Source organism: Promicromonospora iranensis (assembly GCF_028994775.1).
In the GTDB taxonomy this organism is placed as follows: domain Bacteria; phylum Actinomycetota; class Actinomycetes; order Actinomycetales; family Cellulomonadaceae; genus Promicromonospora; species Promicromonospora iranensis_A.
The window spans coordinates 332928-356040 of the sequence record NZ_JAJQMN010000002.1 but is presented as its reverse complement, the minus strand read 5'-3'; the positions used below and the strand labels follow the sequence as shown (position 1 = coordinate 356040).

Sequence of the window (23113 nt, the reverse complement as noted above, 5' to 3'; positions counted from 1 at the left end):
GCGCGCGCGACGACCAGATCATGAGACCAGCATCTGAGACGAGCGTTGACAGGGGTTTTGGCGCAGCACAGGATGACGTCAGGTCATGAGTGCCAGCATCAAGCCCCGGCTCGCTGGTCGGCAACCCTCCTACCGCGGTGGGGTGCCCCGGGTGACGACCTGGCCGCGCGCAGCCGCGCGTGGCAAGCGCGGGGGAGCCTCCCCCAGGACTGTGCTGGAGGACGTCATGTCAGCAACCACCCTCGCCCGAGACGCCGCAGTGGCCGACGTCGCCCCGCTGCGCCCCGTGGTCGGCGGCGAGACGCTCGTTCCGCTCGTGGACGGCACCCGCGTGCCGTACGCCAACCTCGACGTCGCCGCGTCGGCCCCGGCGCTGCAGGCGGTCGCCGACCGCGTCACCCAGGTGCTGCCCCTGTACGCCAGCGTGCACCGCGGCGCCGGATACCTCTCCCAGGTGAGCACCGCGCTCTACGAGACGGCACGGCGCACCATCGGCGCGTTCGTCGGCGCCCGCGACGACGACCTCACGATCATCACGCGCAACACCACCGACTCCCTGAACCTGCTCGCCGGCTGCGTCCCCGCCCAGGCCGACGGCCGGCCGGGCCGCGTGCTCGTCCTCGACGTCGAGCACCACGCCAACCTGCTGCCCTGGCAGCGTGGCACGGACGCGACGGTGCTGACCGGCGGCTCCACCGTGGCCGAGACGCTCGCGCAGATTCGTGCGGAGCTGGCCGACGGCGCCGCCGACCGCCCGTTCGCACTCCTCGCCCTCACCGGCGCCTCCAACGTGACAGGGGAGTCGCTCCCCGTCGACGAGATCGTCGCGATCGCCCACGAGTTCGGCGCACGGGTGGTCCTCGACGGTGCCCAGCTCGTGCCCCACCGTCGCATCTCGCTCGAGACCACCGGCGTCGACTACCTCGCCTTCTCCGGCCACAAGACCTACGCCCCGTTCGGTGCGGGCGCCCTGGTGGGCCGCCGCGACTGGCTCGACGCGGGCACGCCGTACCTCGCGGGCGGTGGCGCCGTGCGGCGCGTGCGCGTCGCGGGCACCGAGTGGCACGAGGGCCCCGCCCGGCACGAGGCCGGATCGCCCAACGTCATCGGCGCCGTGGCGCTCGCGGCGGCGTGCGAGGAGCTCGCCGCGCTCGCCCCCGCCGACGTCGCGGCGCACGAGAACACGCTCCGCCGTCGGCTCGTGTCGGGGCTGGAGGCGATCGACCGCGTCGAGGTGGTGCGGGTGTGGGCGGACGCCGTCGACCCCGTCGGCGTCGTGACCTTCACGGTGGCCGGCTACGACCCGGGCCTCGTCGCCGCGTACCTGTCCGCGGAGCACGGGATCGGCGTGCGGGACGGCCGCTTCTGCGCCCACCCGCTGCTCGGCCGCCTCGGGTTCGACGCCGGCGCGGTGCGCGCCTCGGTGGGCGTCGGCACCGCCGGCGAAGAGGTGGAGCGGCTCGTCGCCGCCGTCGGCCGGCTCGTGACGGAGGGACCGCAGGCCGGGTACGACGTCGTCGACGGGCTGTGGGTCGTGACCGACGACCCGCGTCCCGTCCCGGAGGGTTCCGGCCTCGCGGGTCTCCTGGCGACCGCGGCGCTGGGCTTCGACGAGAACTTCGGCTGCCTCCCGGACGAGGACTGACCCTCCGCCGTTGGTCGAGCCCTCCACCGTGGTCGAGCCACACCCCGCTGGTCGAGCTTGTCGAGACGCCGGCAAGCTCGACCACCGACGCTCTGTCAGAGCGGGAATGCGCGGGGCCGCGGCAGCGCCGCCTCCAGCTGCGCCGCCAGCGCCAGCAGCGTGAGCTCGCCGCCGGGCCGGCCGATGATCTGCACGCCCATCGGCAGCCCGGCGGGCGCCTCGACCGTCGGTTCGGTCCAGTGCGTCGGAACGGTGATCGCGGGCAGCCCCGCGACGTTGAGCATCGATGTGAACGGCGTGTACTGGCACTGCTGCTCGAAGTTCCGCTCGGGGTTCGCGGCGTCGTACCAACCGATGGGCCGGGGCGTGAGCGCCAGCGCGGGCGTCACCACGGCGTCGTACACGCCGACCTGCGCGACGAGCGAGCGCTCGTAGTCGCTGAGCGTGCGGACGGCCTCGGCGAGCTGCCGCGCGGGCACCTCCCGGCCCGACCGGATCAGCCACTGCGTCAACGGCTCCAGCTTGCCGAGCGTCTCCACGTCGTCGATGGGTACCGCCGAGGCGCCGCCCATCCACAGGGTGCGGAACGCCGGGGCGTACTCGGGCGCCTCGGCCAGGACCGTCTCCTCGACCTCGTGCCCGAGCCCGGACAGGGCCTGCACGCCCGCGTCCAGCGCGGCCCGGGCCTCGGGTGACACGGTGATGGCGTAGAACGAGTCCCACGCCGACGAGGTGGTCACCCCGATCCGCGCGATGCCGCCGGCCGGCCCCGGCTCCCCGGGGCGCCGGGCCGGGAGCGTGGCGTGCTGGGCCGCCGTCAGGTAGGCCCCCGCCTCGTACGACGGCGCGCGCAGGGAGAACGGGTGCGCGACGTCGCCCCCGGCGCGGCGCGGGAGCATCGCCTCCAGCAGGAGGGCCGTGTCGGCGACCGTGCGGGCGATCGGCCCGTTCACGACCAGCCCGCCCAGCGAGTCGACGCCGCTGCCCGCGGGGAGCAGCCCGCGCGTCGGCTTGAGCCCGACGACGCCGCAGGCCGCGGCCGGGATGCGGACCGAGCCCCCGCCGTCGGACCCGGGGGCGAACGGCACCATGCCCGCCGCCACGGCCGCGGCCGCTCCGCCGCTCGACCCCCCCGCACCCCGGGTCAGGTCCCAGGGCGTGCGGGCAGGCGGGGCGCCGACGGGCTCGGTGTAGGCGGGGAAGCCCAGCTCGGGCGCGGCGGTCTTGCCGAGGCTGACGATGCCCGCGGCGTCGAGGATCTGGACGATCGAGTCGCTCTCCTGCGCCGGCGGCAGGTCCGCGAACGCGCGGGACCCGAACCCGGTCGGCACCCCCGCACGGTTCCACAGGTCCTTGTCCCCGGTGGGCAGGCCCCACAGGCTGCCCGACGCCGGGAAGGCGCCGTCGCGTCGCCCGTCCGGGCCCGACACGGCGCCGGCAGCCCTGACGCCGTCCCGCTGGAGCGCCGCGGCCCGCTCCCGGGCGAGCTCCGGGGTGACCGTGGCGAAGGCGCCGACGGTGGGGTTCAGCCGCTCCACCCGCTCGAGGAAATGGTCGGTGACCTCGGCGGGCGTGAGCTCTCCGGCGGCGAGGAGGTCGCGGAGCTCGACGGCGGTCCGCTCATGCAGGGCATCCATCCGGCCAGGTTATGTGCTCACTTGCGGTGGCGGGGGTCCGGGGCGGCGGGAGGAGAATTATCCCCTATGTCTCACCCGCTCTACAGCGGAATCAGCCAGATTCATGGACACGGCGACCGGCACTCAGCCGCCTGACCTGCGCACACATCCAACCGCGCGGTCAATTGATGCGCTGACGCACTGAATTCCGGCGCGCAGAATGCGCTTCTCCGGCATATGTTCGTGAGGTGCTGGCACCTTTATGGCACGCCACCGTGGTGTGCCGGAGGTGACCAAAAGGTCTCGAAGGGGGAGAGAACTATGCCATTCCTGAATGCAGGTCTCGCTGTACCGAACGCGGTCGACTGGCTGGAGCCGCTCACGAGCGCTCTCGGTGCGGTCGCGAGCTTCATACCGAAGCTGCTCGTGTTCCTGATCGTTTTCCTCATCGGGTACTTCATCGCCAAGGCGGTCGCCCGGTTCGTAGGGATGATCCTGACCCGGATCGGCTTCAACAAGGTGCTGGAGAAGGCCGGGGCCAACAGGCTCCTCGCCGGCTCGGGCATCGAGCCGATCACGCTGCTCACGAAGATCATCTACTACTTCATCCTGCTGATCACGCTGCAGCTCGCCCTGAGCGCCTTTGGGCCCACCAACCCGGTCAGCGCGATCGTGAACGACATCGTCGCCTGGCTCCCGAGCCTGGTCGTCGCAATCGTCATCGTCGTGATCGCCGGCGCCATCGCGAATGCGGTGAAGGATCTTGTTCTCAACTCGATGGGTGGCGTTTCCTACGGCCCGCTCGTCGCGAAGACGGTCTCATACTTCATCATCGCGCTCGGTGTTATCGCCGCCGTGAACCAGATCGGCATCGGCACCACCGTGACAATGCCGGTACTCGTGGCATTCCTGGCCACCGTCGCCGGCATTCTGATCGTCGGCGTCGGTGGCGCGATGATCGGCCCAATGCGTTCGCGCGTCGAGAATGTTCTCGACAACCTGTCGTCGGGCGGCGGCGCCGCTGCCACGCCCGCCGCGCAGACCGGCACCACCCCGGGTACCACGCCCGGCACCACGCCCGGCGCAGCACCCGGCACGTCCGGGTCGTTCGCGCCGCCGCCGCGCGACATCTGATCGCCTGACCGGCCGGCAACCCACGACGCCGGGGTCGCACCGTCACAAGACGGTGCGACCCCGGCGCCGTGCTGCCCGGGCTCAGCAGTCCCGGCCTGCCCGGTCGAGGTGCCGCGGGTGCCGTCCCTGCCGTACGCGCGCCACTCAGGGGGTGAGGGCTAGTCCTTGCGCAGCAGATCCTGGGCCGCACCCACCACCTCGATGAACCGCTCCAGGTCGGGGTCGTCCTCGGTCGGCTGGAGCGCCACGGTGTGCGCGCCCGCCTCGCCGTACCGCTGCACACCTTCGGCGATCGCCTGCGCGTCGCCCCACAGGGCGTACGTGGCCAGGCCGGCGTCGTCGGCGACGTCCTGACCCCACGCCGTGAGCTCGGCGCGCAGGCGTGCGACCGCGTCGGGACCGGTCGCGGCGGACACGTTCTGGATCACCGGGAACGGCGCCGACGGGTCATGGCCCGCAGCCGCCCTGCCCTCGGCGATCCGCTCGAGCACGGCAGGCAGCCCGGTCAGGCCGACGGAGCCCTCGAGGACGACGCCGTCCCCCACCTCGCCGGCGAGCCGCAGCGACTTCGGCCCGGTCGCCGCGACCGGCACCCGCACGGGCGCGGCGGGAGGCCAGTCCAGCGCGACGTCGTCGAGGGACACGTACCGGCCGGACGTGGTGACGCGCTCACCGGCGAGGAGCGCGCGCAGCGCCGTCGCGTACTCGCGCATGAGGGTCAGGGGCGAGGCGGCCTTGCCCCCGACCTGCGCCATCCACGACTGCACACCGTGCCCGATCCCGGGGACGAGCCGGCCCGGGAACATCCCGTCGACCGTCGCGACCTCCATCGCGGTGAGCGCCACGTTCCGCAGGGGCGTCGGCATGACGCCGATCCCGACGCGCACATGGTCGGTGGCGGACAGGATCGCGCCGGCCGCGGAGATGCCGCCGGTCTGGAAGCAGTCTTCCCAGAGCCAGATCTCCTCGATACCCGCCGCCTCGACGGCGCGTGCGAGCGGGATGATGCGGGACGGTGGAGTCGATGGGCGGATGATGCACGCCAGTGTGGTCATGGGCCTCACGCTGTCACGGAGCAGGCCGTCAGATCCAGCCCTTGCGCGCGGCGTGCCAGCCCAGCTGGATGCGGGTCGAGACGCCGGCGACGCCCATCAGCACCTTGACCCGTCGCTGCACCGTGCGAAGCGAGAGCCCGAGCTGGTTGGCCACCGACTGGTCGGTGAGGCCGGCCAGCATGAGCGCGAGGATCCGGCTGTCCTCGTCGTCGAGCTCGGCGGTGTCCGATCGCTCGCCCGGCCTGGGGAACGGGGTGGCGTCGCGCCACACGCTCTCGAACAGGGCGATCAGGGCGTCCAACAGCCCGGACGGGTGGATGATCAGCGCGCCCACCAGGTCGGGTGCCAGGTCGGACCCCTCGGTACCGGCCTCGACGACGGTCTGGATCGGCACGAAGGCCAGCCTGCGGTCGATGATGAACAGCTTGATCGGCACCCGCTCCGAGAACCGCACGTCCTCGCCGTTCTCGATCGCCTCGACGACGTCGTCCACCCGCAGCACGCCGGTGTCGAGGAAGACCCGGTCCACCACCACGCGGTACCGCACGCCGCGTGCGACCGCCTGGTCCTCGGCGGTGTTCTCGTCGGCGGGCATCACGAACACCGGCGGCTTGGTGAAGGACTCGACGGTCTCGCGCGCGCCCAGCTGGAGCTGCGTGATGCGGTGCTTCACGGCGTCGGCGCCGCGCACCACGTCGACGACGTCGGTGGCCGGTCGCAGCGCGGACGAGCGCCGGAACTCCTCCTCGAGCTCGATCAGCTCGACCTGCGCGGCGCGGATCTCGTCCTTGCGGCGGGCGAGCAGCGCACCCAGCGCTATCTCGGGAGGAGCCGCCTGAAAGCGGGAGTCGTCGGCGCTCTGCCGGGCCGCGAGGCCGTGGCCCTCCAGCGCACGGAGGACATCCAGGGCGTCCCCGGGGTCACAGCCGAGCCGGCGGCCCAGCTCCACCGCGTCGAGGGACGGAGAACCCACCAGGTCGCGGTACGCGAGTGCCTGCGACTGCGTCAGACCGAGCACGTCGCCGAGCATGGCATCCTCCCGCCGGATGAGGTTCGCAGCGCCCTGGCGAGGATACGGGATTGATAGCCTCCGGCACGTGAGCACCGAGGACGTGAGCTTTCCCGCCGCCGACGGCGAGTCGGTCGCCGGCCGCTGGTTCCTGCCGGACGGCGAACCGGTGGGCGTCGTGGCGATCGCGCCGGCGATGGCCATGCCCATGCGGTTCTACCGGCACCTCGCGGCCTGGCTCGCGGATCGCGGTTTCGCGGTCCTCACCTTCTCGTACCGCGGTTCGGAGCCCGAGCTCTACGGCCCGATGCGGGACTCGTCGGCGACAGCTCTCGACTGGTACCACGACGCGGAGCTCGCGGCCGGCCACGCCCGCACGCGGGCGGACGCCGTCGGCGTCCCGCTCACCTGGGTGGGCCACTCGTTCGGCGGCCAGAGCCTGGGCTTCCTGTCCGACGTCGGTGTGGACCGCTGCGTCATGGTGACCTCGGGGACCGGCTGGCGAGGCAAGGCCGCGCCGCCGATCAAGCGGTGGTCGCCGCTCCTGTGGCGCGTCATCGCGCCCGTGGCGATCGCCGCGGTCGGCTACTACCCGGGCCGCAAGCTCCGGATCCTGGACGACGTGCCCGGCGGCGTCATGCGGCAGTGGGGCCGCTGGTGCCTGCACCCGGACTACCTGTTCAGCGAGCACCCCGAGCTGCGGGACCGCTTCGCGAAGATCCAGATTCCGGTCGCGGCCCTCTGGACCAGCGACGACGAACTCATCTCCCCCGAGTCGATCCGGTACTGGATCCGGGAGTTCCCCCACGCCGAGGTCGAGCTCGTCGAGATGCGCGCCGCCGACCACGGCCTGAGCCGGATCGGGCACTCGGGCTTCTTCCGCCCGAAGCGCGCCGTCCTCTGGGACGAGATGCTCCTCCCGCGCCTGGCCACCGCCACCCCCGCGACGTAGGCACCGGCACCGGCGCTGGCACCCCCGCGAGGTAGGGCGCTGTCGGGGTGAGTACACGTCTGCGGGGTGTGTTGCTCTGCGTAGACACGGTCCACGCAGAGCAACACACCCCGCAGACGTAGGCATTGACCCTGCCCGACGCCGAGGCGTCAGAGAGGCTTGATCGTGCCCCGGAAGTGACGCGTGTCCTTGCCGGACCGCCAACCCTCGTACACGAACCCGCCCCCGCTGGTCGAGCCTGCCGGGGCCGCCTCCGCCGCGTACCGGATCGACACGTCGACCGTGCCCGGCAGCAGCACCGGCTTGAAGAACTCGACGGTCCACTCGTAGGCGTCGCCCCGTCGCGCCGGACCGACCTCGGCCAACGCCCGTGCCGCGGTGTACATCCCGTGCGCGATCGCCCGCGGGAACCCGAAAGCCTTGGCGCCCAGGCTCGAGGTGTGGATCGGGTTCTGGTCGCCCGACACCGCGCCGTACGCCCTGCCTGTACCGCTGCCGAGCTTCCAGCGCGCGGTCGGCAGGGGCGCCGTCCACTCCTTGCGCGGGGCCTCGGCGTCGGGCGCCGCGCCGTCGGGTGCCGTGAAGCCCTTGGCGAGGTAGGTCGACACGCCCTGGTAGGCGAGCTCGCCGCCGACCAGCACCTCGGCGATCAGGTCCACCTGGACGCCGCGGCGGTGTGCCCGGGCGTCCTGCGCCCAGGCCCGCACCGTCAGGACCTCGCCCAGCCGTACCGGCCGGAGCACCCGCGCCGTGTTCTTCAGGTGCACCATGCCGAGGAGCGGGAGCGGGAAGTCGCCCCGCACCATGACGGCGGTCGCCAGCGGGAAGGCCAGCACGTGCAGGAACCCGGCAGGCAGCACCTCGGAGGACGGCTCACCCAGCAGCCGCTGGTAGGCCGCCAGATGCTCGGCCTCGCCGGCGGTGTCGACGTCCGCCACCTGGTAGGCCACCTCGGGCAGCCGGACCGCACCCTTCGGGCGCTTGCCGGCGGAGCCGGCGAGACCCTTGGCGAACAGCCCGCCCAGGCTCGGCAGCTGGGCCAGCTCTGTCACGTCGAACGACGCCGGTGCGCCCGGCACTGTCAGCTCTCTCATTTGCCCAGCATGGACTGACCGCAGACGCGCAGCACCTGGCCGTTCACCCCGTGAGCGACGGGGGACGACAGGAAGGCGATGGCCTCCGCGACGTCGAGCGGCAGACCACCCTGCTGGAGCGACGGGATGATGCGCCGGCCCACCTCGCGTGTGGCGAACGGGATCGACCTGGTCATCTCCGTCTCGATGAAGCCCGGTGCGACGGCGTTCGCCGTGCCGCCCAGCTGCGCCACGAGCGGCGCGGTGGCGGCCGTGTGGCCGATCACGCCGGACTTCGAGTACGCGTAGTTGGTCTGGCCCTTGTTGCCCGCGATGCCCGACGTCGAGGCGAGCGACACGATGCGCAGCCCCTCGACCCCGGCGGCCAGCAGCTGCTCGTTGATGCGCAGCTGCGAGGCGAGGTTCACCGCGATGACGGCGTCCCACTGGGCGGGCTTCATGTTCGCGAGCAGCTTGTCGCGCAGGATGCCCGCGTTGTGCACCAGGATGTCGATCCCGCCGAGGTGCCGGGTCGCCTCCAGGATCTTGGTGCCCGCGTCGTCGGCGGTCACGTCGAGCTGCACCGAGGTGCCCTTGATCTCGTTCGCGACGGCGGCCAGCGACTCACCGGCAGCCGGTACGTCCACGACGACGACCTTGGCGCCGTCCCGGGCCAGGGTGCGCGCGATCGCGGCACCGATGCCGCGCGCGGCACCGGTGACGACGGCGACCTTGCCGGCGAGCGGCTGCTCCCAGTTGAGGTCCTCCGGCGTGTCCGACGGGCCGACGGGCAGCACCTGGCCGTCGACGTACGCCGACTTGGCGGACAGGAAGAAGCGGAGCGTGCCGAGCGCGGAGGCCGAGTCGACGGCGGCGCCCCCGGTCAGCTGTACACCGTTCGCCGTGGCGCCGGCCCGCAGCTCCTTGCCGACCGAGCGTGTGAAGCCCTCGAAACCGGCCCGGGTGGCGGCGACGGCCGGCGAGTCGCCGGCCTCCGGTGCCCGGGACACCACGACGACCCGGCCGTTGCCCGCGAGCCTGCGGAGCGTGCTGCCGAGGGTGAGCACTGCCTCCGAGACAGCCTCGGGGGACTCGGCGGACGTACCGACGAGCACGACGCCGCCCCAGCGGACGTCACCGGCGCCCTCGGTGGACCGGCGCACGTCGACGTCCCAGGCGAGCAGGGCCTTGGCGAGCGCGTCCGCGTCGCCGGCCGAGGCGTCGTCGGACACGACGAGCACCGGGCCGACGGTCAGCGGGGCGTCCGGGGTGTAGCGGCGCAGGATCGCGGGCCGGGGGAGGCCCAGCTTCTTCGCGATGGTCTTGGTGAAGCCGCGGTTCACGGCCACCGTGTACTTGTCGGACGGGGCGGACTGGTCAGCCACGAATTTCCTTCCGGTCTGGGGGGAGAGGCTCGATCGCGGGGCTCACACTGATTGGTATGCCGTGTGAGCCCGGCGCTTCACTGCGGGCGAGTGCCTCGTTCCTCGGCCCTCACCCTCCGTTGCGCTCTGGGCTCACACGGATTCAACGACGGCGACGGCGCCCAGGCCACCGGCGGCGCAGACCGAGATCAGTGCCCGTGCCGGGCGGCCGGTCTCGGCGGCCTTCGCGGCCACCAGCTTCGCGGCGGTGGCGATGATGCGCCCACCGGTCGCCGCGAACGGGTGTCCCGCCGCGAGCGAGGAGCCGTTCACGTTGAGCTTGCTGCGGTCGATCTTGCCGAACGCGCCGTCGAGACCGAGCTCGGTGCGGCAGTACTCCTCGTCCTCCCACGCGGCGAGCGTGGTCAGCACGGTGGAGGCGAACGCCTCGTGGATCTCGAAGAAGTCGATGTCCTCGAGAGTCAGGCCGTTGCGGGCCAGCAGGCGCGGCACCGCGGCGGCCGGCGCCATGAGGAGACCTTCGTGACCGTGCACGAAGTCGACGGCCGCCGTCTCGGCGTCCACGAACTTCGCCAGGATCGGCAGGTCTCGCTCCTCGGCCCACTCACGCGAGGAGAACAGGACGGCGGATGCGCCGTCGGTCAGCGGCGTGGAGTTGCCGGCCGTCATCGTGGCCGATTCGCCCAGCTTCGTGCCGAAGACCGGCTTGAGCTTGGCGAGCTTCTCGAGCGACGTGTCGGGGCGCATGTTGTCGTCGCGGGTCAGGCCCTTGAACGGCGTCACGAGGTCGTCGAAGAAGCCGGACTCCCAGGCGCGGGCGAGGTTCTGGTGCGAGTTGTACGCGATCTCGTCCTGCGCCTCGCGGCTGATCCCCCACTTGGCGGTGGTGATGGCCTGGTGCTCGCCCATCGACAGGTGGGTGCGCGGCTCGCCGGTGCTCGGCGTGGCCGGCGCCAGGTCCTTGGGGCGGACCGAGAGCAGAGCCTTGATCTTCGCGCCGGTGGTCTTGGCGTGGTTCGCGTCCAGGAGCGCGGCGCGCAGGCGGTCGCTGACGACGATCGGCGCATCCGACACGGTGTCGGTGCCGCCGGCGATCGCGGACTCGATCTGGCCCAGCTTGATCTTGTTGGTCACGGCGATGGCGGCCTCGAGACCGGTGGCGCAGGCCTGCTGCACGTCGTAGGCGGGCGTCGTGGGCGCCAGCGAGGAGCCCAGCACCGACTCGCGGATCAGGTTGAAGTTCTTGCTGTGCTTGAGCACGGCGCCGCCGGCGACCTCGCCCAGGCGCTCGCCCTGCAGACCGAACCGGGCGACGAGGCCCTCCAGTGCTGCGGTGAACATGTCCTGGTTGCTGGTCCGGACGTACTTCTTGCCGGCGCGGGAGAACGGGATGCGGTTGCCGCCGATGATCACGGCTTCACGCGTGGACGGGACGGGGGAGGGGGTAGTGGACACGTCGCTGTTCCTTCTCACTTCGTCGTCGGGCAAGTGGCTTCGTAGAACGAGCCTCGTCGAGGCCGGGACAGGCCGCGACCCGGTTCGCCCCGGGGTGGTGCCCAGGACTCACAGTACCTGATACTCTCAGTCTCGTGAGACGAATCACAAGACCTCTAGCGAGTCACGGTGAGGAGGTGGATCGATGAGCATCGGAGTCGATGGTCGTTCGACCCGCTGGGACGACCACCGCACGGCCCGTCGGGCAGAGCTCGTCCGCGCGGCGCGCAAGGCGGTGCACCGCCTCGGGCCTGCGGTCTCGATGGACGAGATCGCCGCTGCGGCGGGCACGTCCAAGTCCATCGTCTACCGGTACTTCGACGACAAGGCGGGCCTGCGGCTCGCCGTCGCCGAGACCGTGGTGATGCAGATGCACGACGCCCTGCGCGCCGCCGCGCAGCGTGCGGACAACCCCGAGATGGCGCTGCGCGAGATGGTGCGGGTCTACCTCGAGATGATCGAGAGCTCCCCCAACGTCTACTGGTTCGTCACGCGTACCGCTATCGGCGGCAACGAACCGGCGCCGGTCGAGAGCGGCCGTCGTGGTCGTCGTGCCGCCGCCGCCGAGGACGCGGCCGCCACCGTCCCGACCACACCCGTCGACCTCCACCCGCTGGGGGCCTACCTCGACTCGGTGATCGAGCTCGTCGCGGAACCGTTCGCGCGGGCCACCGACGTCCCCCAGGCGGACGCGGCCGCCTGGGCCGCCGGCGCCGTCGGCTTCGTGCGGGGCTCCGGCGAGTGGTGGCTCGGCCATCGCAACGTCGAGTCCAGCCCGCTGACCCGGGAGGAGCTGACCGAGCGCGTGACGCTCTGGCTCTGGACCGGTCCCGTGGGCGTGCTGCACCACAACCGTCCCGGATCCGCGACCGTCACCGCCTGACCTCACCGTCACCGGCTGACCCGACCGAACCGACCACTCGTAGACCCACCCTCCCGAACCCAGTACCTGGCCCACCGGCCGCACACCGAGGAGAACCGATGACGACCACCTCCGAGTCCGTGACCACCCCCACGGCCACCGAGGCCGCAGCGCCCCAGCCCCAGGCGCCTCGTCCGGCGTCGGGCACCCGCGTGGACGTGCCCGCCCTGCAGCGGATGCTGCTCGGCCGCTGGCCCGAGGAGCGCGCGGAGGCTCGTCGCATGGTGGCCGAGCATCCCGAGCTCTGGAAGCAGGAGGGCATCACCAAGGAGGAGCACCGGGAGATCGCCCTCGCGCAGATGAAGCAGATGGTGCCTTACGGCCATGTGCTGAAGGCCTTCCCGGAGCGGCTCGGTGGCCGCGAGCAGGCGGGTGCCAACCTGGTGGGGTTCGAGGAGCTCGTCGCCGCCGACCCGTCGCTGCAGATCAAGGCGGGCGTGCAGTGGGGCCTGTTCGGCGCCGCCATCCTGCACCTCGGGACAGAGGAGCAGCAGGACCGGTTCCTGCCCGGCGCGATGGATCTGAGCGTCCCCGGCGCGTTCGCGATGACGGAGACCGGCCACGGCTCGGACGTCGCCTCGATCGGCACGACCGCCACGTACGACCCCGAGACCGAGGAGTTCGTGCTCAACACCCCGTTCCGCGGGGCGTGGAAGCAGTACCTCGGCAACGCCGCGAAGCACGGTGTCGCGGCCACGGTCTTCGCGCAGCTCATCACCAACGGCGTCGACCACGGTGTGCACTGCTTCTACGTGCCGATCCGCGACCCGCAGACCATGGAGTTCCTGCCGGGTGTCGGCGGCGAGGACGACGGCCAGAAGGGCGGCCTCAACGGCATCGACAACGGCAAGCTGCACTTCACGAACGTGCGGGTGCCTCGGCGGGACCTGCTCGCCCGCTACGGCCAGGTGGCCCCGGACGGCACCTACACCTCCTCGATCGACAGCCCCGGCCGGCGCTTCTTCACCATGCTGGGCGCCCTGGTGCAGGGCCGCGTCTCGCTCGACGGCGCGGCGATCACGGCGGCGAAGATCGGCCTCGCGATCGCGACGAAATACGCCGACCAGCGCCGCCAGTTCTCGCCGTCGGCCGGTGCCGACGAGCTGACGCTGCTCGACTACGCGACGCACCGCCGTCGCCTCTTCCCCCGCATCGCCGAGGCGTACGCGATGCACTTCGCGCACGACGAGCTGCTCGACCTGTTCGACGCGGTGTTCTCCGGCCGCGAGGACACCCCGGCCATGCGCGAGGACCTCGAGACGACGGCTGCCGCGCTCAAGGCGACCTCCACCTGGTACTCGCTCGACACCCTGCAGGAGTGCCGTGAGGCCTGCGGCGGTGCCGGCTTCCTCTCGGAGAACCGCTTCACCGGCCTGCGCGCCGACCTCGACATCTACGCCACGTTCGAGGGCGACAACCACGTGCTGCTGCAGCTCGCGGCCAAGCGCCTCGTGGGCGACTACGGCAAGCGGATGGCCAAGGTGGCGAAGTCTCCCGGGGGCATGGCGACCATCGTGGCCGGCCAGGCCAAGGACGCGGTGCTGCACAAGCTCCCGCTGAAGCGCCTCGGCCAGACGGTGGCCGACGGCGGCCGTACGCGCTCCGCGGGCCGGCTGCTGGACGCCGAGGTGCAGCGTGAGCTCATCGCCGGGCGCTTCGAGGGCATGGTCGCGTCGACCGCGATGGGCATGCGGCCGGCGCTCAAGGCCGACTCGATCCGCGCGCAGGAGATCTTCGACGACAACCAGGTGAACCTCATCGGGTCCGCCGCCGCGTGGGCCGAGCTGGTGCGCTGGGACGCGTTCACGAAGGCCATCGGCAAGGTGTCCGACGCCGGTACCCGCAGGGTGCTGACCCTGCTCCGGGACATCTACGGCCTCACGACCATCGAGCGGCACCTGGACTGGCACCTGACCAACGGCCGCCTCTCGACGGGCCGTGCGAAGGCTGTCACGTCGACGATCGACCGGCTGCTCAAGGAGCTCCGCCCGCACGTGCTCGACGTCATCGACGCCTGGGGCTTCACGCAGGAGCACCTGCGTGCCCCGATCGCCGACGGCTCCGAGAAGGTCCGTCAGGACGAGGCTGCCGCGTACTACCGCGAGCTGCGGGCGAGTGGTACGGCGCCGATCAGCGAGAAGGAGCTGCGCAAGCGGGAGGCGCGGGGCGCCTGACGCGCGGGCTACCGCAGACGAGGGGCCTCGACGGGCTCGACCATCCGCTGGTCGGGCCCGTCGGGGCCCCTCGTCGTCCGCTGACGTGCGAGGGGTTACGCGGCGTCGGGCACCGCGGCCACGACGGGGACGGGAAGCTGCTGGACGGGAGCCGGGACCGGCTCGTCGTCCGCCTCTTCGTCGTCGACGGTGCGCGCCAGCGGTCCGCCGAGCGTCACGGGGGCGCCCTGCTCCGTCGCCGGCTCAGGGGTCGCCCGTACGGTCGCAAGAATGCCCGCCAGCCCGAGGAGGACGGCGAGCACGGTGAGTGGCACCAGCTGATAGGCGACCGTGAATCCGAGCAGTACGCCGCTGCCCACGGCGACGATCGATCCAAGGACTAGTACACGGGTCATCAGGAGCCTCCCTGCCAAGGTATCTCCGAGGAGCAATGCCTGACCCCAGGGGGGATCCCGTGGACCACCGGCCGTCGACGGATGGCGATCGAGTGCCTGGGAGCGCACGACGACATGAGCTGGGGTCCGGCTGAGCTGGGGCTCATCTGATTGTGTGGCGAGCCTGCCTCGCCGCCTTTTCCAGGAAACCCCAACCGGAGCCGGTTCGCACCTTGAATCACACCGCCGACGGTCACGAATCAGTCACGGCGCGGCCGTCTTCGGCGGAGAGGCGCGGTGGCGTCACACGGGGTTGCAGTGCGCGGTGGCGGTGAGGATGAGCCCGACATCGGGGCGCCAGGGCTCGAGGTTCCACGTGGCCTTGTCGGGCGCGCCCACCGCGTGGCACACGAGCTGGTCGCCCATGGTGCTGCTGCCGGCGTCCGGTTCCGCCGCCACCAGCTGGGTACGGATCAGGTCGAGCCCTGCCTGGCCGGCGTGCCGTGCCCAGTCGGTCGGGTCGACGGCGAGCGAGCGCCCGCCCTCGTTCTCGCCCCAGGTCGCGCTCTCGATCGCGTCCGTGCCGACCACGAACGCGACGGGCAGGGGACCGGTCCGCTTCGCCGTCCCGGCGGAGCCCGACCCGCGGATCACCCTGGGCCTGTCCACCTCGACCCTGGCCTCGGTGGCGCCGAGGTCGGTGACCTCGATGCGGGGCGCGTCGTTCCCGGTGCCCGACGCCGAGGCAGGCGGGCTGACCGCCGCGACGGGGGTGCCCTGGCCGTCCAGCACGGCGATGCTGCCGTCGCTGTCGACGTCGAGCGCGCCGGGCGAGTCGAGGGCGATGCGTGCCGAACCTCCGGGGGCGAGGCTGAGGGTGACCGTCCGCGTGCTCGGGCCGTCCTCGTCCGTCTGTACGGTGGCGGCCTTCCGCGTGACGATCCGCAGGACGACGTCGTCCAGGGTGACCGTGCTGGTGCGTGGCCTGGGCCGGCTGCGTTCGGGCGCCTCCGGCTGCTCGGACGGCTGGGACGACTCCGCCCCGGTGGGCGCCGGTCCGGCGTCGGCGCCGCGGGCGCGGTCCGTCCGGGCGGCCAGGTCGCAGCCGCTCAGGGCGAGGAGCGCGGCCAGTACGGCGCACGCGGCGAGGGGTGACCGGGCGGCTCGTCGGATCGGCACCTCCCCATTGTGCGGGTGGTCGGCACGGACCGGTGTGTTGGGTGGCGCGTGTCGGCTGCACCCTCTATGTTTAGAACATGCGTTCGAACAAGGTGCTGGTGACTCATGGTCCCGCCGATGTGCCGGGCCAGTCTCCGCGTGGTGCAGCCGCACCGCGCGAGTCGGGGTTCGCGAGCGGTTTCGCGAATCTCACGGAGGCGGTCGACGCTGTGGCGGCGGTCGACGCGCTCCTCGCCTCGCTCGCGGCGTCCCGGGCGGTGCTCATGGAATCCGTCCGGGAGTGGGTCGCCGACCAGCCCGAGCTGTTCGAGGCGCCGGAGGTCGACGCGGACGATCTCGCAGGGCTGGCACCCGAGCTCGTCGAGCAGCTGGCCAGGGCGCTGCGGGTGCCGGAGGGGTCGGCGGTGGCGCTCATCGAGGAGTCCCGTGCGCTGGTGCACGAGCATCCGCGGACGCTCGCCGCGCTGCGCGGCGGGCACATCACCCACGCGCACGCGCAGACGATCCTCGGCTACACGGACGGCCTGCGGCGGAGTAACCGGGTGGCGCTGGAGACCCGTCTGCTCAAGCGGGCGCGCACGACCACCCCGGGGGAACTGAGCATGGTCGCGCGCACCGAGCGCGAGCGTCGGCTGCGTCCGGAACGGCCCTCGGGAGCACCGGTCGTGCGTCAGGCGGCGGCCGCCCGGCGGCAGCGGCTCAGCGCTTCCCCCACAGGTCGTCCCATGCGGTGAACGGGTCGTCGGCGCGGTGGGACTGCTGCGCGCTGCCGCCTGCCGCCACGGCGGGGGCCTGGCTGCCCCACGTGGTGCTGCCCCAGGTCGGGCTGTTCCATGCCGGGGCGGCCGGGGCCTGCTGATCCATGCCGGAGCCGGCCGGTTCGGCGTCGTACGGGAGCCAGGCCTGCGGCGGCGGGGTCCAACCGAACTGCTGGTCGGACGTGCTCGTGCCGTGCGGCTCGGCGGCGGGGTAGGACGGGTAGTGCGGGGCTGCGTCATCGTCGACCGCTGTCGCGGGTTCGGGTTCCTGGTTCGGGTCCGCCCACTGCTGCGCCGTCTCGGCCGGCCCGGACCAGTGCGGGGCGGCGGCGGCCCTGTGCTGTCCCGGCTGCTGCCCCGGCCAGGGCGGCGTAGGGGCCGGCCGGTCCGGGTTGGCCGGCGCCTCGTAGCTCTCGGCCGCGTAGTTGTGAGCGCCGTAGGTCTCAGCGCTGTGGGCCCGGGCGGCGTAGGGCTGGACGCCGTCGTTCTGCCCCGGTGCGGCGACCGCGGCGAAGGTGGTGGTGGCGAGGTACTGCTCGAACGGCACGTCGAAGGTCTCGTCCTCCGACCAGGCGGCGTCCCAGGCCGCGGCGACCCGGGGCGCGTCGGCGTGCCGCCCGTCGTCGGGCATCGGGGGGAGGTTGATCTCGCCGGAGCCGTGCAGCACCTGGTCGTGCATCTGCCCGACCCAGTTGACCGCCAGCTCGAAGCGCATGGTGCCGAGCCCGTTCACGCCCAGCTCACCGCCCAGGGCGGGGTGCGGGTTGAACGTGTAGACATCCTCCTCGCCGAGGTGGATGCCCCGGCTCCGGGCATCGCGGACCAGGTCGTCCATGAGGTAGGTGGCGCGGCCCTCTGCCGACTCGAGCTCGGCGTACATGGTGACCGCCGAGGTCCAGCGGAGCTCGAGCGTGCCCTCGACCGTGTCCAGGAACCACCATCCGTCCAGCGACTCGAGGAAGATGTCGCCGAAACAGGTCGCGAAGCGCGGTGTCTGCTCGCGAAGCCCCATCCACTGCCATGAGGCAAGCCCGAACTCGAAGGCAACCTTCGGAAAAGTTCGAAGCAGCTTCATGTCCGAATGAAACCACTATCGGGTAAACGGCGGGAACCCCCCGATGACATCTTCGTTACGCGAGCACTCAATAGCGGCGCGGGCTCACGCGAGGCCCGACTGGTAGGCGAACACGACCAGCTGGGCACGGTCCCGTGCGGAGAGCTTGATCATGGCGCGCGAGACGTGCGTCCGGGCGGTCGCGGGGCTCAGGACGAGGTGCTCGGCGATCTCGTGGTTGCTCATCCCCTGGGCCACGAGGCGGACCACCTGGTGCTCACGATCGGTCAGGTCTCCGATCCGGGGGTGCGGCGCCGGTGCGCGCGGCGCCGCGGCCGTGAACTCCCTGATCAGGGTGCGGGTGGCCGACGGCGCGAGCAGGGCGCCGCCGTCGTGCACCGTGCGGATCGCCGTGACGAGGTCGGCCGGTGAGGTGTTCTTCAGGAGGAACCCGCTGGCCCCGGCGCGCAGGCCGTCCACGACGTACTGGTCGTGCTCGAACGTCGTGAGCACCACCACGCGCGTCGCGGTCAGGTCGGGGTCCTCGGCGATGCGCCGGGTCGCCTCGATCCCGTCGATGCCGGGCATCCGGATGTCCATGAACACCACGTCGGGCCGCAGGCTGCGGGCCTGGGCGACGGCGGCTATGCCGTCGGCGGCCTCGCCGGCGACCGCCATGTCCGCCTCCCCGGAGATCAGGGCACGCAGGCCCATCCGGACCAGGTCCTGGTCGTCCACGAGCAGCACCGAGATCATGCGACACCCCCAGCGGGCAGTACCGCCCGCACCTCGAAGGACCCATCGGCGGGACCGGCGTCGAGCCGCCCGCCCAGGGACTCGACCCGGTGCCGCATCCCGGTGATGCCGAAGCCCGCGACGAAACCGCCGTCCGCGGGGCGCGGATTGCGGACGCACAGCCGGACCATCTCCGGCTCGTACGCCACCTCGACGCGCGCCGTCGATCCGGCGCCGTGCTTGACGACGTTGGTCAGTGACTCCTGCAGCACCCGGTAGGCGGCGAGGTCCACGGCGTCGGGCAGCGGCCGGGGCGTGCCGCCGACCGCGACGTCGACGGCGACCCCCGCCGAACGCACCCGCTGCGCCAGCACGTCCAGGTTGGCCAGCCCGGCCGTCGGTGCGCGCTCGGGGCCCGCGGACGCGGTGGCGCCGGGCCGGATCACGGCAAGCGTGGTGCGCAGTTCGGTCAGCGCCTCGTTCGCGGCCTTCGAGATGGTCTCCAGCGCGGTCGTCGCGTCGTCCGGGCGGCCCAGGTGGAGCGCGATGTCAGCCTGCATCTGGATGGCGGCCAGCCCGTGCCCGACGACGTCGTGCACCTCGTGCGCGAGCTGCAGCCGCTCGTCGTCGCGTGCCTGCTGCTCCGCCGCCGCGTGCTCCGCCGCCCGGGCCTGGTGCCACATCTGCCGGGCGGCGCCGATGCTGAACGGTACCGCCACGACGGCGGTCGCCGGGATCAGCCCGATCGGCAGGCCCAGCGCCGCCGGGTGCGTGAAGACGTGGACCAGGAGCAGTGCCAGGGTCGCCGCGGCATACAGGAGCGCGGGCCGCAGCGGACGGTTCCGCGCCAGGGAGTAGACGGCCACGACGAGACACACCATGACCGGGCCGTACGGGTACGCGAGCAGCAGGTAGACCACGGTGGCGGTGGTGACCACGCACAGGGCGAGCACCGGCCGGCGGGTGCGCGGCAACGTCCCGAGCGCGGCCGTGACAGCCAGCGCGTACGCCAGGCCGTCGACCGGACGAACCCCCGGCGGGGTCTGCAGGAACGGCAGCGCCACGAGCGTGAGCGCCGTCAGCGCGGCAGTGACCCCCACGTCCACGAGACGCAGCCTTCCCATGTCCCCTCACCTCCGGTCCCACTGTGTCCGATGCCCGACCGGGCGTCACCCCCTGTGCGCCGTAGACCGCCGTACGTCCGGGAGCGTAGACGGGCCACCGAGCACACGTCGGGCGGCGCAGGACGAGTGCCGCCCGACGGCCGATCCCGCGGCGGACCTGGTCCAGGACGCTGGGACGCAGAGGCGTCGCCCGGCGTCCGACGGAGGAAGGGGCAGGACCATGAAGCTGGCACCGCGCGCACGGAAGGCAATACTGACGGTCCACATCGTGTCCGCCGGAGCGTGGACAGGCATCGACGTGCTGGTCGCCGTACTCGTCGGCGTAGGGCTCGGCGGCGGCTCGGACGCCGCCCGTGGCCTCGCCCTGCGTGCCCTCGCCGAGTTCGTGGTGACCCCCATGCTGGTCTCGGGGCTGGCCTGCCTGGCCTCGGGCCTCGTGCTCGGCCTGGCGACCAAGTGGGGCCTGGTGCGCTACTGGTGGGTGGCGGTCAAGCTCGTCATGAACGTGCTGCTGTGCGTCCTCGTCGTCGTGGCCCTGCGGCCCGGCATGGCCGGCGTCGGTGCGGCCGGCGTCGCGGTCGAGGCCGGTCAGGTCCCCGTCACGGACCTCTCCTCCCTCGTGTACCCGCCGACGGTGTCGCTCACCGCGCTTGCGGTGGCCACCATCCTTTCCGTGTACAAGCCGGGGGGACGGGTGCGGCGGCGCTCGCGGAGCGGGCCGGTGAGCGAGCCGGGGAGAGGGGCGGTGGGAAGGGTGGGGAGCCGGACCGGCACGGCGTCGGGGCGAGCGCAGCAGAGGGTGTCAGAGGCGCGGCCTACCGTTGTGGCATGAGCGACGAGAGCCAGGCGGCCTTGGTGCGAGCCGGTGAGCGACGGGCGGTCGAGGTGCGCGCTGCCGTGCCCGCCGAGTACGAGGCGGTCGGTGAGATCGTCGTCGAGGCGTTCTCCGCGGACGGGCAGCTCGACGCCCCCGACGCCGCGTTCTATGCCGACGTCCTCCGTGACGTCGCGAGCCGGGCGAGCGCCGCGGAGATCATCGTCGCCCTGGACGACGGCGTGGTGGTGGGCGGCGTGACGTTCGTGCCGCACGGCGGTCCGATGGCCGACATCGCCCAGGACGACGAGGCAGAGATCCGCATGCTCGGCGTCGCACCGGACGCCCAGGGCCGGGGCGCGGGGACCGCGCTCGTGCGCGAGTGCATCGCGCGGTCCGCCGGGACGCGGCGGATCGTGCTCTCCACCCAGACCGGCGCGCACGGCGCGCACCGGCTCTACGAGCGCCTCGGCTTCCGGCGCGAGCCCGCCCGTGACTGGGCGCCCGTACCCGGGGTGGACCTGCTCTGCTACGTCCTGGACCTGGGCTACCCGGCGGTGCCGTAGCGGGGCCGGCCCGGCCACCGCAACAGCCCCGACGTGATCGCCACCCCCAGCAGGAGGAGCAGGCCACCGCCCACCTCGGCCGCGTTCGGCACCTCGTCCAGCGCCAGCCAGGCGGCGGTCATGCCCACCACCGGGACCAGCATCGTGAACGGCACCACCGCGCTCGCCCGGTACCGGTCCAGCAGCGTGTTCCAGATGCCGTAGCCCACCAGGCTCGCGAGCCACGCCGTGTAGAGGGTGGACAGCACCGCCGCCCACGTGGGGTGCGTCAGCGAGTACCCGACGGCCGCAGGACCGTCCAGCACCAGGGCGAGGGCGAACAGCGGCACCGGCACCACGAGAGCCGACCACACGGTCATCGACAGGCCGGCCAGCGGGCTCTGCCTACCCCCGGCCGCCTGCGTCGCCGAACCCAGCCGGCGCACGATCACGTTGCCGGTCGCCCACGACGCCGCGGCCGCCAGCGTGAGCAGGAACGCGAGGGCGGGGGTGGCCGCCGACCGTCCGACACCGACGATCACCAGACCTACCGCGCCCAGCAGGACGCCGACGAGCTGTGGCGGCGTCGGGCGCTCGCGGAGGGCGACCGAGGCGAACAGGACGGTGAGGACGACCTGCGCCTGGATCACGAGCGAGGCCAGTCCGGGCGGCATGTCCAGCCAGATCGCCGTGTACATGAGGGCGAACTGGCCGAGGCTGAGGAACAGTCCCACCACCAGCACGTCCTTGAGGCCGGCCGCCGGCCGGGGGACCAGGAAGATCGCCGGGACCAGCACCACGACGAACCGGATCGCCAGGAACAGCATCGGAGGCACGTCGTCGACGCCGGCGTCGATGGCGAGGAAGTTGGTGCCCCAGATGATCATGACGAGCACGGCGAGGAGGGAGTGACGCAGGGGCATGCCGTCATCGTCGGCCGGGGCAACCCTGCACGTCCATCGTGTATCACTGGCTGACCGTTCAGCACCGCTGAAGGAACACGGCGGGCGTGTGACTACGTACTTTCACCATCTTGTCCCATCCAGCGGGTGAAAAGTACCGTCACCCCACCAACCAGTGCGATCGACCGCAGGCCCGCCCCGTCCTCTGTGCGGCGGGAGACACATCTTCGCGAAGGAGCGTCCGATGCGTAGCACGAGACAACGCACCATCCGCACCACCGTCACGGCGACCGCCGCCGCGGCCCTCGTTCTGTCCGCCTCGCTCGTCGCCTCCGCGGCGGCGCCTGAGGCGCCCGACGCCGGGTCGGCGCCGGCCACGCAGGAAGCCGCCCTCGGCGCGCTGACCTGGTCGGACGAGTTCGACGGCGCAGCGGGCAGCGCCCCCGACCCTGCCACCTGGAACCTGGAGACCGGCGCCGGGGGCTGGGGCAACAACGAGCTGCAGACCTACACCACCTCCCGGGAGAACTCCGCCCTGGACGGCAACGGCAACCTGGTCATCACCGCTCGCCAGGACGGCAACGGCGGCTACACCTCGGCCCGGCTGACCACGCAGGGCAAGGTCCAGCCGAAGTACGGCCACCTCGAGGCGCGGATCAAGATTCCCCGGGGCCAGGGCATCTGGCCGGCGTTCTGGATGCTCGGCGGGCAGATCGGCAACGGCGTCCCGTGGCCCGACTCGGGCGAGATCGACATCATGGAGAACGTCGGGTACGAGCCCCACATGGTGCACGGCACCCTGCACGGCCCCGGCTACTCGGGCGGCGCGGGCATCGGCGCGGCGTACACGCACCCGCAGGGCTGGTCGTTCGCCGACGACTTCCACGTCTTCGCCATCGACTGGGAGCCGGGGCGGATCAGCTGGTCGGTGGACGGCAACGTCTACCAGACCCGCACCACAGCCGACACGGGCGGCAACCAGTGGGTCTTCGACCAGCCGTTCTTCTTCCTCCTGAACGTCGCCGTCGGGGGCAACTGGCCGGGATACCCGGACGGGACCACGCAGTTCCCCCAGCAGATGGTCGTCGACTACGTCCGCGTGTACGACTCCCAGCTCTGACCGGCGCCCGGCCTGTCAGACGGACGGATCACGCCTGTGACCTGTGTGT

General features: G+C 72.3%; 21 protein-coding genes and 1 riboswitch. Of the genes, 9 read left to right on the top strand and 12 right to left on the bottom strand.

All coding sequences use genetic code 11. The annotated features are described in order from the left end of the window. The first annotated feature begins 81 nt into the window (after positions 1 to 81). Positions 82 to 195, top strand: a riboswitch (SAM riboswitch). A gap of 31 nt (positions 196 to 226) precedes the next feature. Further along, entirely contained in the window at positions 227 to 1645 is a 1419-nt protein-coding gene (locus tag LUU90_RS04400) for an aminotransferase class V-fold PLP-dependent enzyme (RefSeq protein WP_275002065.1), read from the top strand. Between the two features lie 95 nt (positions 1646 to 1740). Here LUU90_RS04400 and LUU90_RS04395 read toward each other — a convergent pair whose 3' ends face one another. Further along, on the bottom strand, positions 1741 to 3282 hold the full coding sequence (locus tag LUU90_RS04395) for an amidase (protein ID WP_275002064.1): 1542 nt from the start codon (positions 3280 to 3282) through the stop codon (positions 1741 to 1743). A 300-nt stretch (positions 3283 to 3582) separates the two neighbouring features. Here LUU90_RS04395 and LUU90_RS04390 point away from each other — a divergent pair, with 300 nt between their 5' ends. Beyond that, the gene (locus LUU90_RS04390) at positions 3583 to 4395 is read left to right on the top strand and encodes a mechanosensitive ion channel family protein (protein ID WP_275002296.1); all 813 of its coding nucleotides are present in this window, start codon (positions 3583 to 3585) and stop codon (positions 4393 to 4395) included. Between the two features lie 158 nt (positions 4396 to 4553). Here LUU90_RS04390 and LUU90_RS04385 read toward each other — a convergent pair whose 3' ends face one another. Both LUU90_RS04385 and LUU90_RS04380 read right to left on the bottom strand, forming a co-directional pair. Then, positions 4554 to 5450, bottom strand: coding sequence for an LLM class flavin-dependent oxidoreductase (locus LUU90_RS04385; RefSeq protein ID WP_275002063.1), 897 nt, complete (start codon positions 5448 to 5450; stop codon positions 4554 to 4556). A gap of 28 nt (positions 5451 to 5478) precedes the next feature. Continuing rightward, positions 5479 to 6480: a helix-turn-helix domain-containing protein gene (locus tag LUU90_RS04380; protein ID WP_275002062.1), complete on the bottom strand. Its 1002-nt coding sequence runs from the start codon at positions 6478 to 6480 to the stop codon at positions 5479 to 5481. Between the two features lie 67 nt (positions 6481 to 6547). Between LUU90_RS04380 and LUU90_RS04375 the strand changes: the two genes are divergently transcribed. After that, positions 6548 to 7411 (top strand): alpha/beta hydrolase family protein, encoded by an 864-nt coding sequence (locus LUU90_RS04375; protein WP_275002061.1) that lies wholly within the window; start codon positions 6548 to 6550, stop codon positions 7409 to 7411. 149 nt (positions 7412 to 7560) lie between these two features. Here LUU90_RS04375 and LUU90_RS04370 read toward each other — a convergent pair whose 3' ends face one another. From LUU90_RS04370 to LUU90_RS04360, 3 genes are all read right to left on the bottom strand, one after another. Further along, complete coding sequence (locus LUU90_RS04370) at positions 7561 to 8505, bottom strand: MaoC/PaaZ C-terminal domain-containing protein (protein ID WP_275002060.1); 945 nt, start codon at positions 8503 to 8505, stop codon at positions 7561 to 7563. Then, the gene (locus LUU90_RS04365) at positions 8502 to 9869 is read right to left on the bottom strand and encodes a 3-oxoacyl-ACP reductase (RefSeq protein WP_275002059.1); all 1368 of its coding nucleotides are present in this window, start codon (positions 9867 to 9869) and stop codon (positions 8502 to 8504) included. Before LUU90_RS04365 ends, LUU90_RS04370 begins: the two co-directional genes overlap by 4 nt. Before the next feature lie 132 nt (positions 9870 to 10001). Next, positions 10002 to 11324, bottom strand: coding sequence for an acetyl-CoA C-acetyltransferase (locus LUU90_RS04360; protein WP_275002058.1), 1323 nt, complete (start codon positions 11322 to 11324; stop codon positions 10002 to 10004). Between the two features lie 184 nt (positions 11325 to 11508). Between LUU90_RS04360 and LUU90_RS04355 the strand changes: the two genes are divergently transcribed. Both LUU90_RS04355 and LUU90_RS04350 read left to right on the top strand, forming a co-directional pair. Beyond that, positions 11509 to 12246 (top strand): TetR/AcrR family transcriptional regulator, encoded by a 738-nt coding sequence (locus LUU90_RS04355; protein WP_275002056.1) that lies wholly within the window; start codon positions 11509 to 11511, stop codon positions 12244 to 12246. Positions 12247 to 12344: 98 nt separating this feature from the next. Then, entirely contained in the window at positions 12345 to 14459 is a 2115-nt protein-coding gene (locus tag LUU90_RS04350) for an acyl-CoA dehydrogenase (RefSeq protein WP_275002055.1), read from the top strand. 95 nt (positions 14460 to 14554) lie between these two features. On the opposite strand, the gene LUU90_RS04345 is transcribed toward LUU90_RS04350, so the two are convergent. Next, positions 14555 to 14854, bottom strand: a complete 300-nt coding sequence (locus LUU90_RS04345) for a hypothetical protein (RefSeq protein WP_275002054.1) — start codon at positions 14852 to 14854, stop codon at positions 14555 to 14557. A gap of 282 nt (positions 14855 to 15136) precedes the next feature. Next, positions 15137 to 16012, bottom strand: a complete 876-nt coding sequence (locus tag LUU90_RS04340) for a DUF2599 domain-containing protein (RefSeq protein WP_275002053.1) — start codon at positions 16010 to 16012, stop codon at positions 15137 to 15139. A gap of 77 nt (positions 16013 to 16089) precedes the next feature. Between LUU90_RS04340 and LUU90_RS04335 the strand changes: the two genes are divergently transcribed. Then, a complete protein-coding gene (locus tag LUU90_RS04335; RefSeq protein WP_275002052.1) occupies positions 16090 to 16746 on the top strand; it encodes a hypothetical protein in 657 nt (218 codons plus the stop codon). On the opposite strand, the gene LUU90_RS04330 is transcribed toward LUU90_RS04335, so the two are convergent. From LUU90_RS04330 to LUU90_RS04320, 3 genes are all read right to left on the bottom strand, one after another. Then, entirely contained in the window at positions 16712 to 17845 is a 1134-nt protein-coding gene (locus LUU90_RS04330) for a T6SS immunity protein Tdi1 domain-containing protein (RefSeq protein ID WP_275002051.1), read from the bottom strand. The two genes, LUU90_RS04335 and LUU90_RS04330, sit on opposite strands and share 35 nt — an antisense overlap. Positions 17846 to 17929: 84 nt before the next feature. Continuing rightward, a complete protein-coding gene (locus LUU90_RS04325; RefSeq protein WP_275002050.1) occupies positions 17930 to 18580 on the bottom strand; it encodes a response regulator transcription factor in 651 nt (216 codons plus the stop codon). Next, on the bottom strand, positions 18577 to 19683 hold the full coding sequence (locus LUU90_RS04320) for a sensor histidine kinase (RefSeq protein WP_275002049.1): 1107 nt from the start codon (positions 19681 to 19683) through the stop codon (positions 18577 to 18579). Before LUU90_RS04320 ends, LUU90_RS04325 begins: the two co-directional genes overlap by 4 nt. A gap of 220 nt (positions 19684 to 19903) precedes the next feature. Between LUU90_RS04320 and LUU90_RS04315 the strand changes: the two genes are divergently transcribed. Then, positions 19904 to 20515 carry a hypothetical protein gene (locus tag LUU90_RS04315; RefSeq protein ID WP_275002048.1) on the top strand — a complete coding sequence of 204 codons (612 nt, stop codon included), beginning with the start codon at positions 19904 to 19906 and terminating at the stop codon, positions 20513 to 20515. Beyond that, positions 20512 to 21063 carry a GNAT family N-acetyltransferase gene (locus LUU90_RS04310; RefSeq protein WP_275002047.1) on the top strand — a complete coding sequence of 184 codons (552 nt, stop codon included), beginning with the start codon at positions 20512 to 20514 and terminating at the stop codon, positions 21061 to 21063. The genes LUU90_RS04315 and LUU90_RS04310 overlap by 4 nt, the downstream gene beginning before the upstream one ends. Here the strand turns inward: LUU90_RS04310 and LUU90_RS04305 are convergent. Continuing rightward, positions 21045 to 21965: an EamA family transporter gene (locus LUU90_RS04305; protein ID WP_275002046.1), complete on the bottom strand. Its 921-nt coding sequence runs from the start codon at positions 21963 to 21965 to the stop codon at positions 21045 to 21047. The genes LUU90_RS04310 and LUU90_RS04305 overlap by 19 nt on opposite strands. 223 nt (positions 21966 to 22188) lie before the next feature. Between LUU90_RS04305 and LUU90_RS04300 the strand changes: the two genes are divergently transcribed. After that, complete coding sequence (locus tag LUU90_RS04300) at positions 22189 to 23064, top strand: glycoside hydrolase family 16 protein (RefSeq protein ID WP_275002045.1); 876 nt, start codon at positions 22189 to 22191, stop codon at positions 23062 to 23064. Positions 23065 to 23113 lie beyond the last annotated feature (49 nt).

What these genes read in the sequence shown, in the direction of transcription:
- LUU90_RS04400 (WP_275002065.1), top strand. Translation starts at nt 227, where the DNA reads ATGTCAGCAACCACCCTCGCCCGAGACGCCGCAGTGGCCGACGTCGCC.
- LUU90_RS04395 (WP_275002064.1), bottom strand. Translation starts at nt 3,282, where the DNA reads ATGGATGCCCTGCATGAGCGGACCGCCGTCGAGCTCCGCGACCTCCTC.
- LUU90_RS04390 (WP_275002296.1), top strand. Translation starts at nt 3,583, where the DNA reads ATGCCATTCCTGAATGCAGGTCTCGCTGTACCGAACGCGGTCGACTGG.
- LUU90_RS04385 (WP_275002063.1), bottom strand. Translation starts at nt 5,450, where the DNA reads ATGACCACACTGGCGTGCATCATCCGCCCATCGACTCCACCGTCCCGC.
- LUU90_RS04380 (WP_275002062.1), bottom strand. Translation starts at nt 6,480, where the DNA reads ATGCTCGGCGACGTGCTCGGTCTGACGCAGTCGCAGGCACTCGCGTAC.
- LUU90_RS04370 (WP_275002060.1), bottom strand. Translation starts at nt 8,505, where the DNA reads ATGAGAGAGCTGACAGTGCCGGGCGCACCGGCGTCGTTCGACGTGACA.
- LUU90_RS04355 (WP_275002056.1), top strand. Translation starts at nt 11,509, where the DNA reads ATGAGCATCGGAGTCGATGGTCGTTCGACCCGCTGGGACGACCACCGC.
- LUU90_RS04350 (WP_275002055.1), top strand. Translation starts at nt 12,345, where the DNA reads ATGACGACCACCTCCGAGTCCGTGACCACCCCCACGGCCACCGAGGCC.
- LUU90_RS04345 (WP_275002054.1), bottom strand. Translation starts at nt 14,854, where the DNA reads ATGACCCGTGTACTAGTCCTTGGATCGATCGTCGCCGTGGGCAGCGGC.
- LUU90_RS04335 (WP_275002052.1), top strand. Translation starts at nt 16,090, where the DNA reads ATGCGTTCGAACAAGGTGCTGGTGACTCATGGTCCCGCCGATGTGCCG.
- LUU90_RS04330 (WP_275002051.1), bottom strand. Translation starts at nt 17,845, where the DNA reads ATGAAGCTGCTTCGAACTTTTCCGAAGGTTGCCTTCGAGTTCGGGCTT.
- LUU90_RS04325 (WP_275002050.1), bottom strand. Translation starts at nt 18,580, where the DNA reads ATGATCTCGGTGCTGCTCGTGGACGACCAGGACCTGGTCCGGATGGGC.
- LUU90_RS04320 (WP_275002049.1), bottom strand. Translation starts at nt 19,683, where the DNA reads ATGGGAAGGCTGCGTCTCGTGGACGTGGGGGTCACTGCCGCGCTGACG.
- LUU90_RS04315 (WP_275002048.1), top strand. Translation starts at nt 19,904, where the DNA reads ATGAAGCTGGCACCGCGCGCACGGAAGGCAATACTGACGGTCCACATC.
- LUU90_RS04310 (WP_275002047.1), top strand. Translation starts at nt 20,512, where the DNA reads ATGAGCGACGAGAGCCAGGCGGCCTTGGTGCGAGCCGGTGAGCGACGG.
- LUU90_RS04305 (WP_275002046.1), bottom strand. Translation starts at nt 21,965, where the DNA reads ATGCCCCTGCGTCACTCCCTCCTCGCCGTGCTCGTCATGATCATCTGG.
- LUU90_RS04300 (WP_275002045.1), top strand. Translation starts at nt 22,189, where the DNA reads ATGCGTAGCACGAGACAACGCACCATCCGCACCACCGTCACGGCGACC.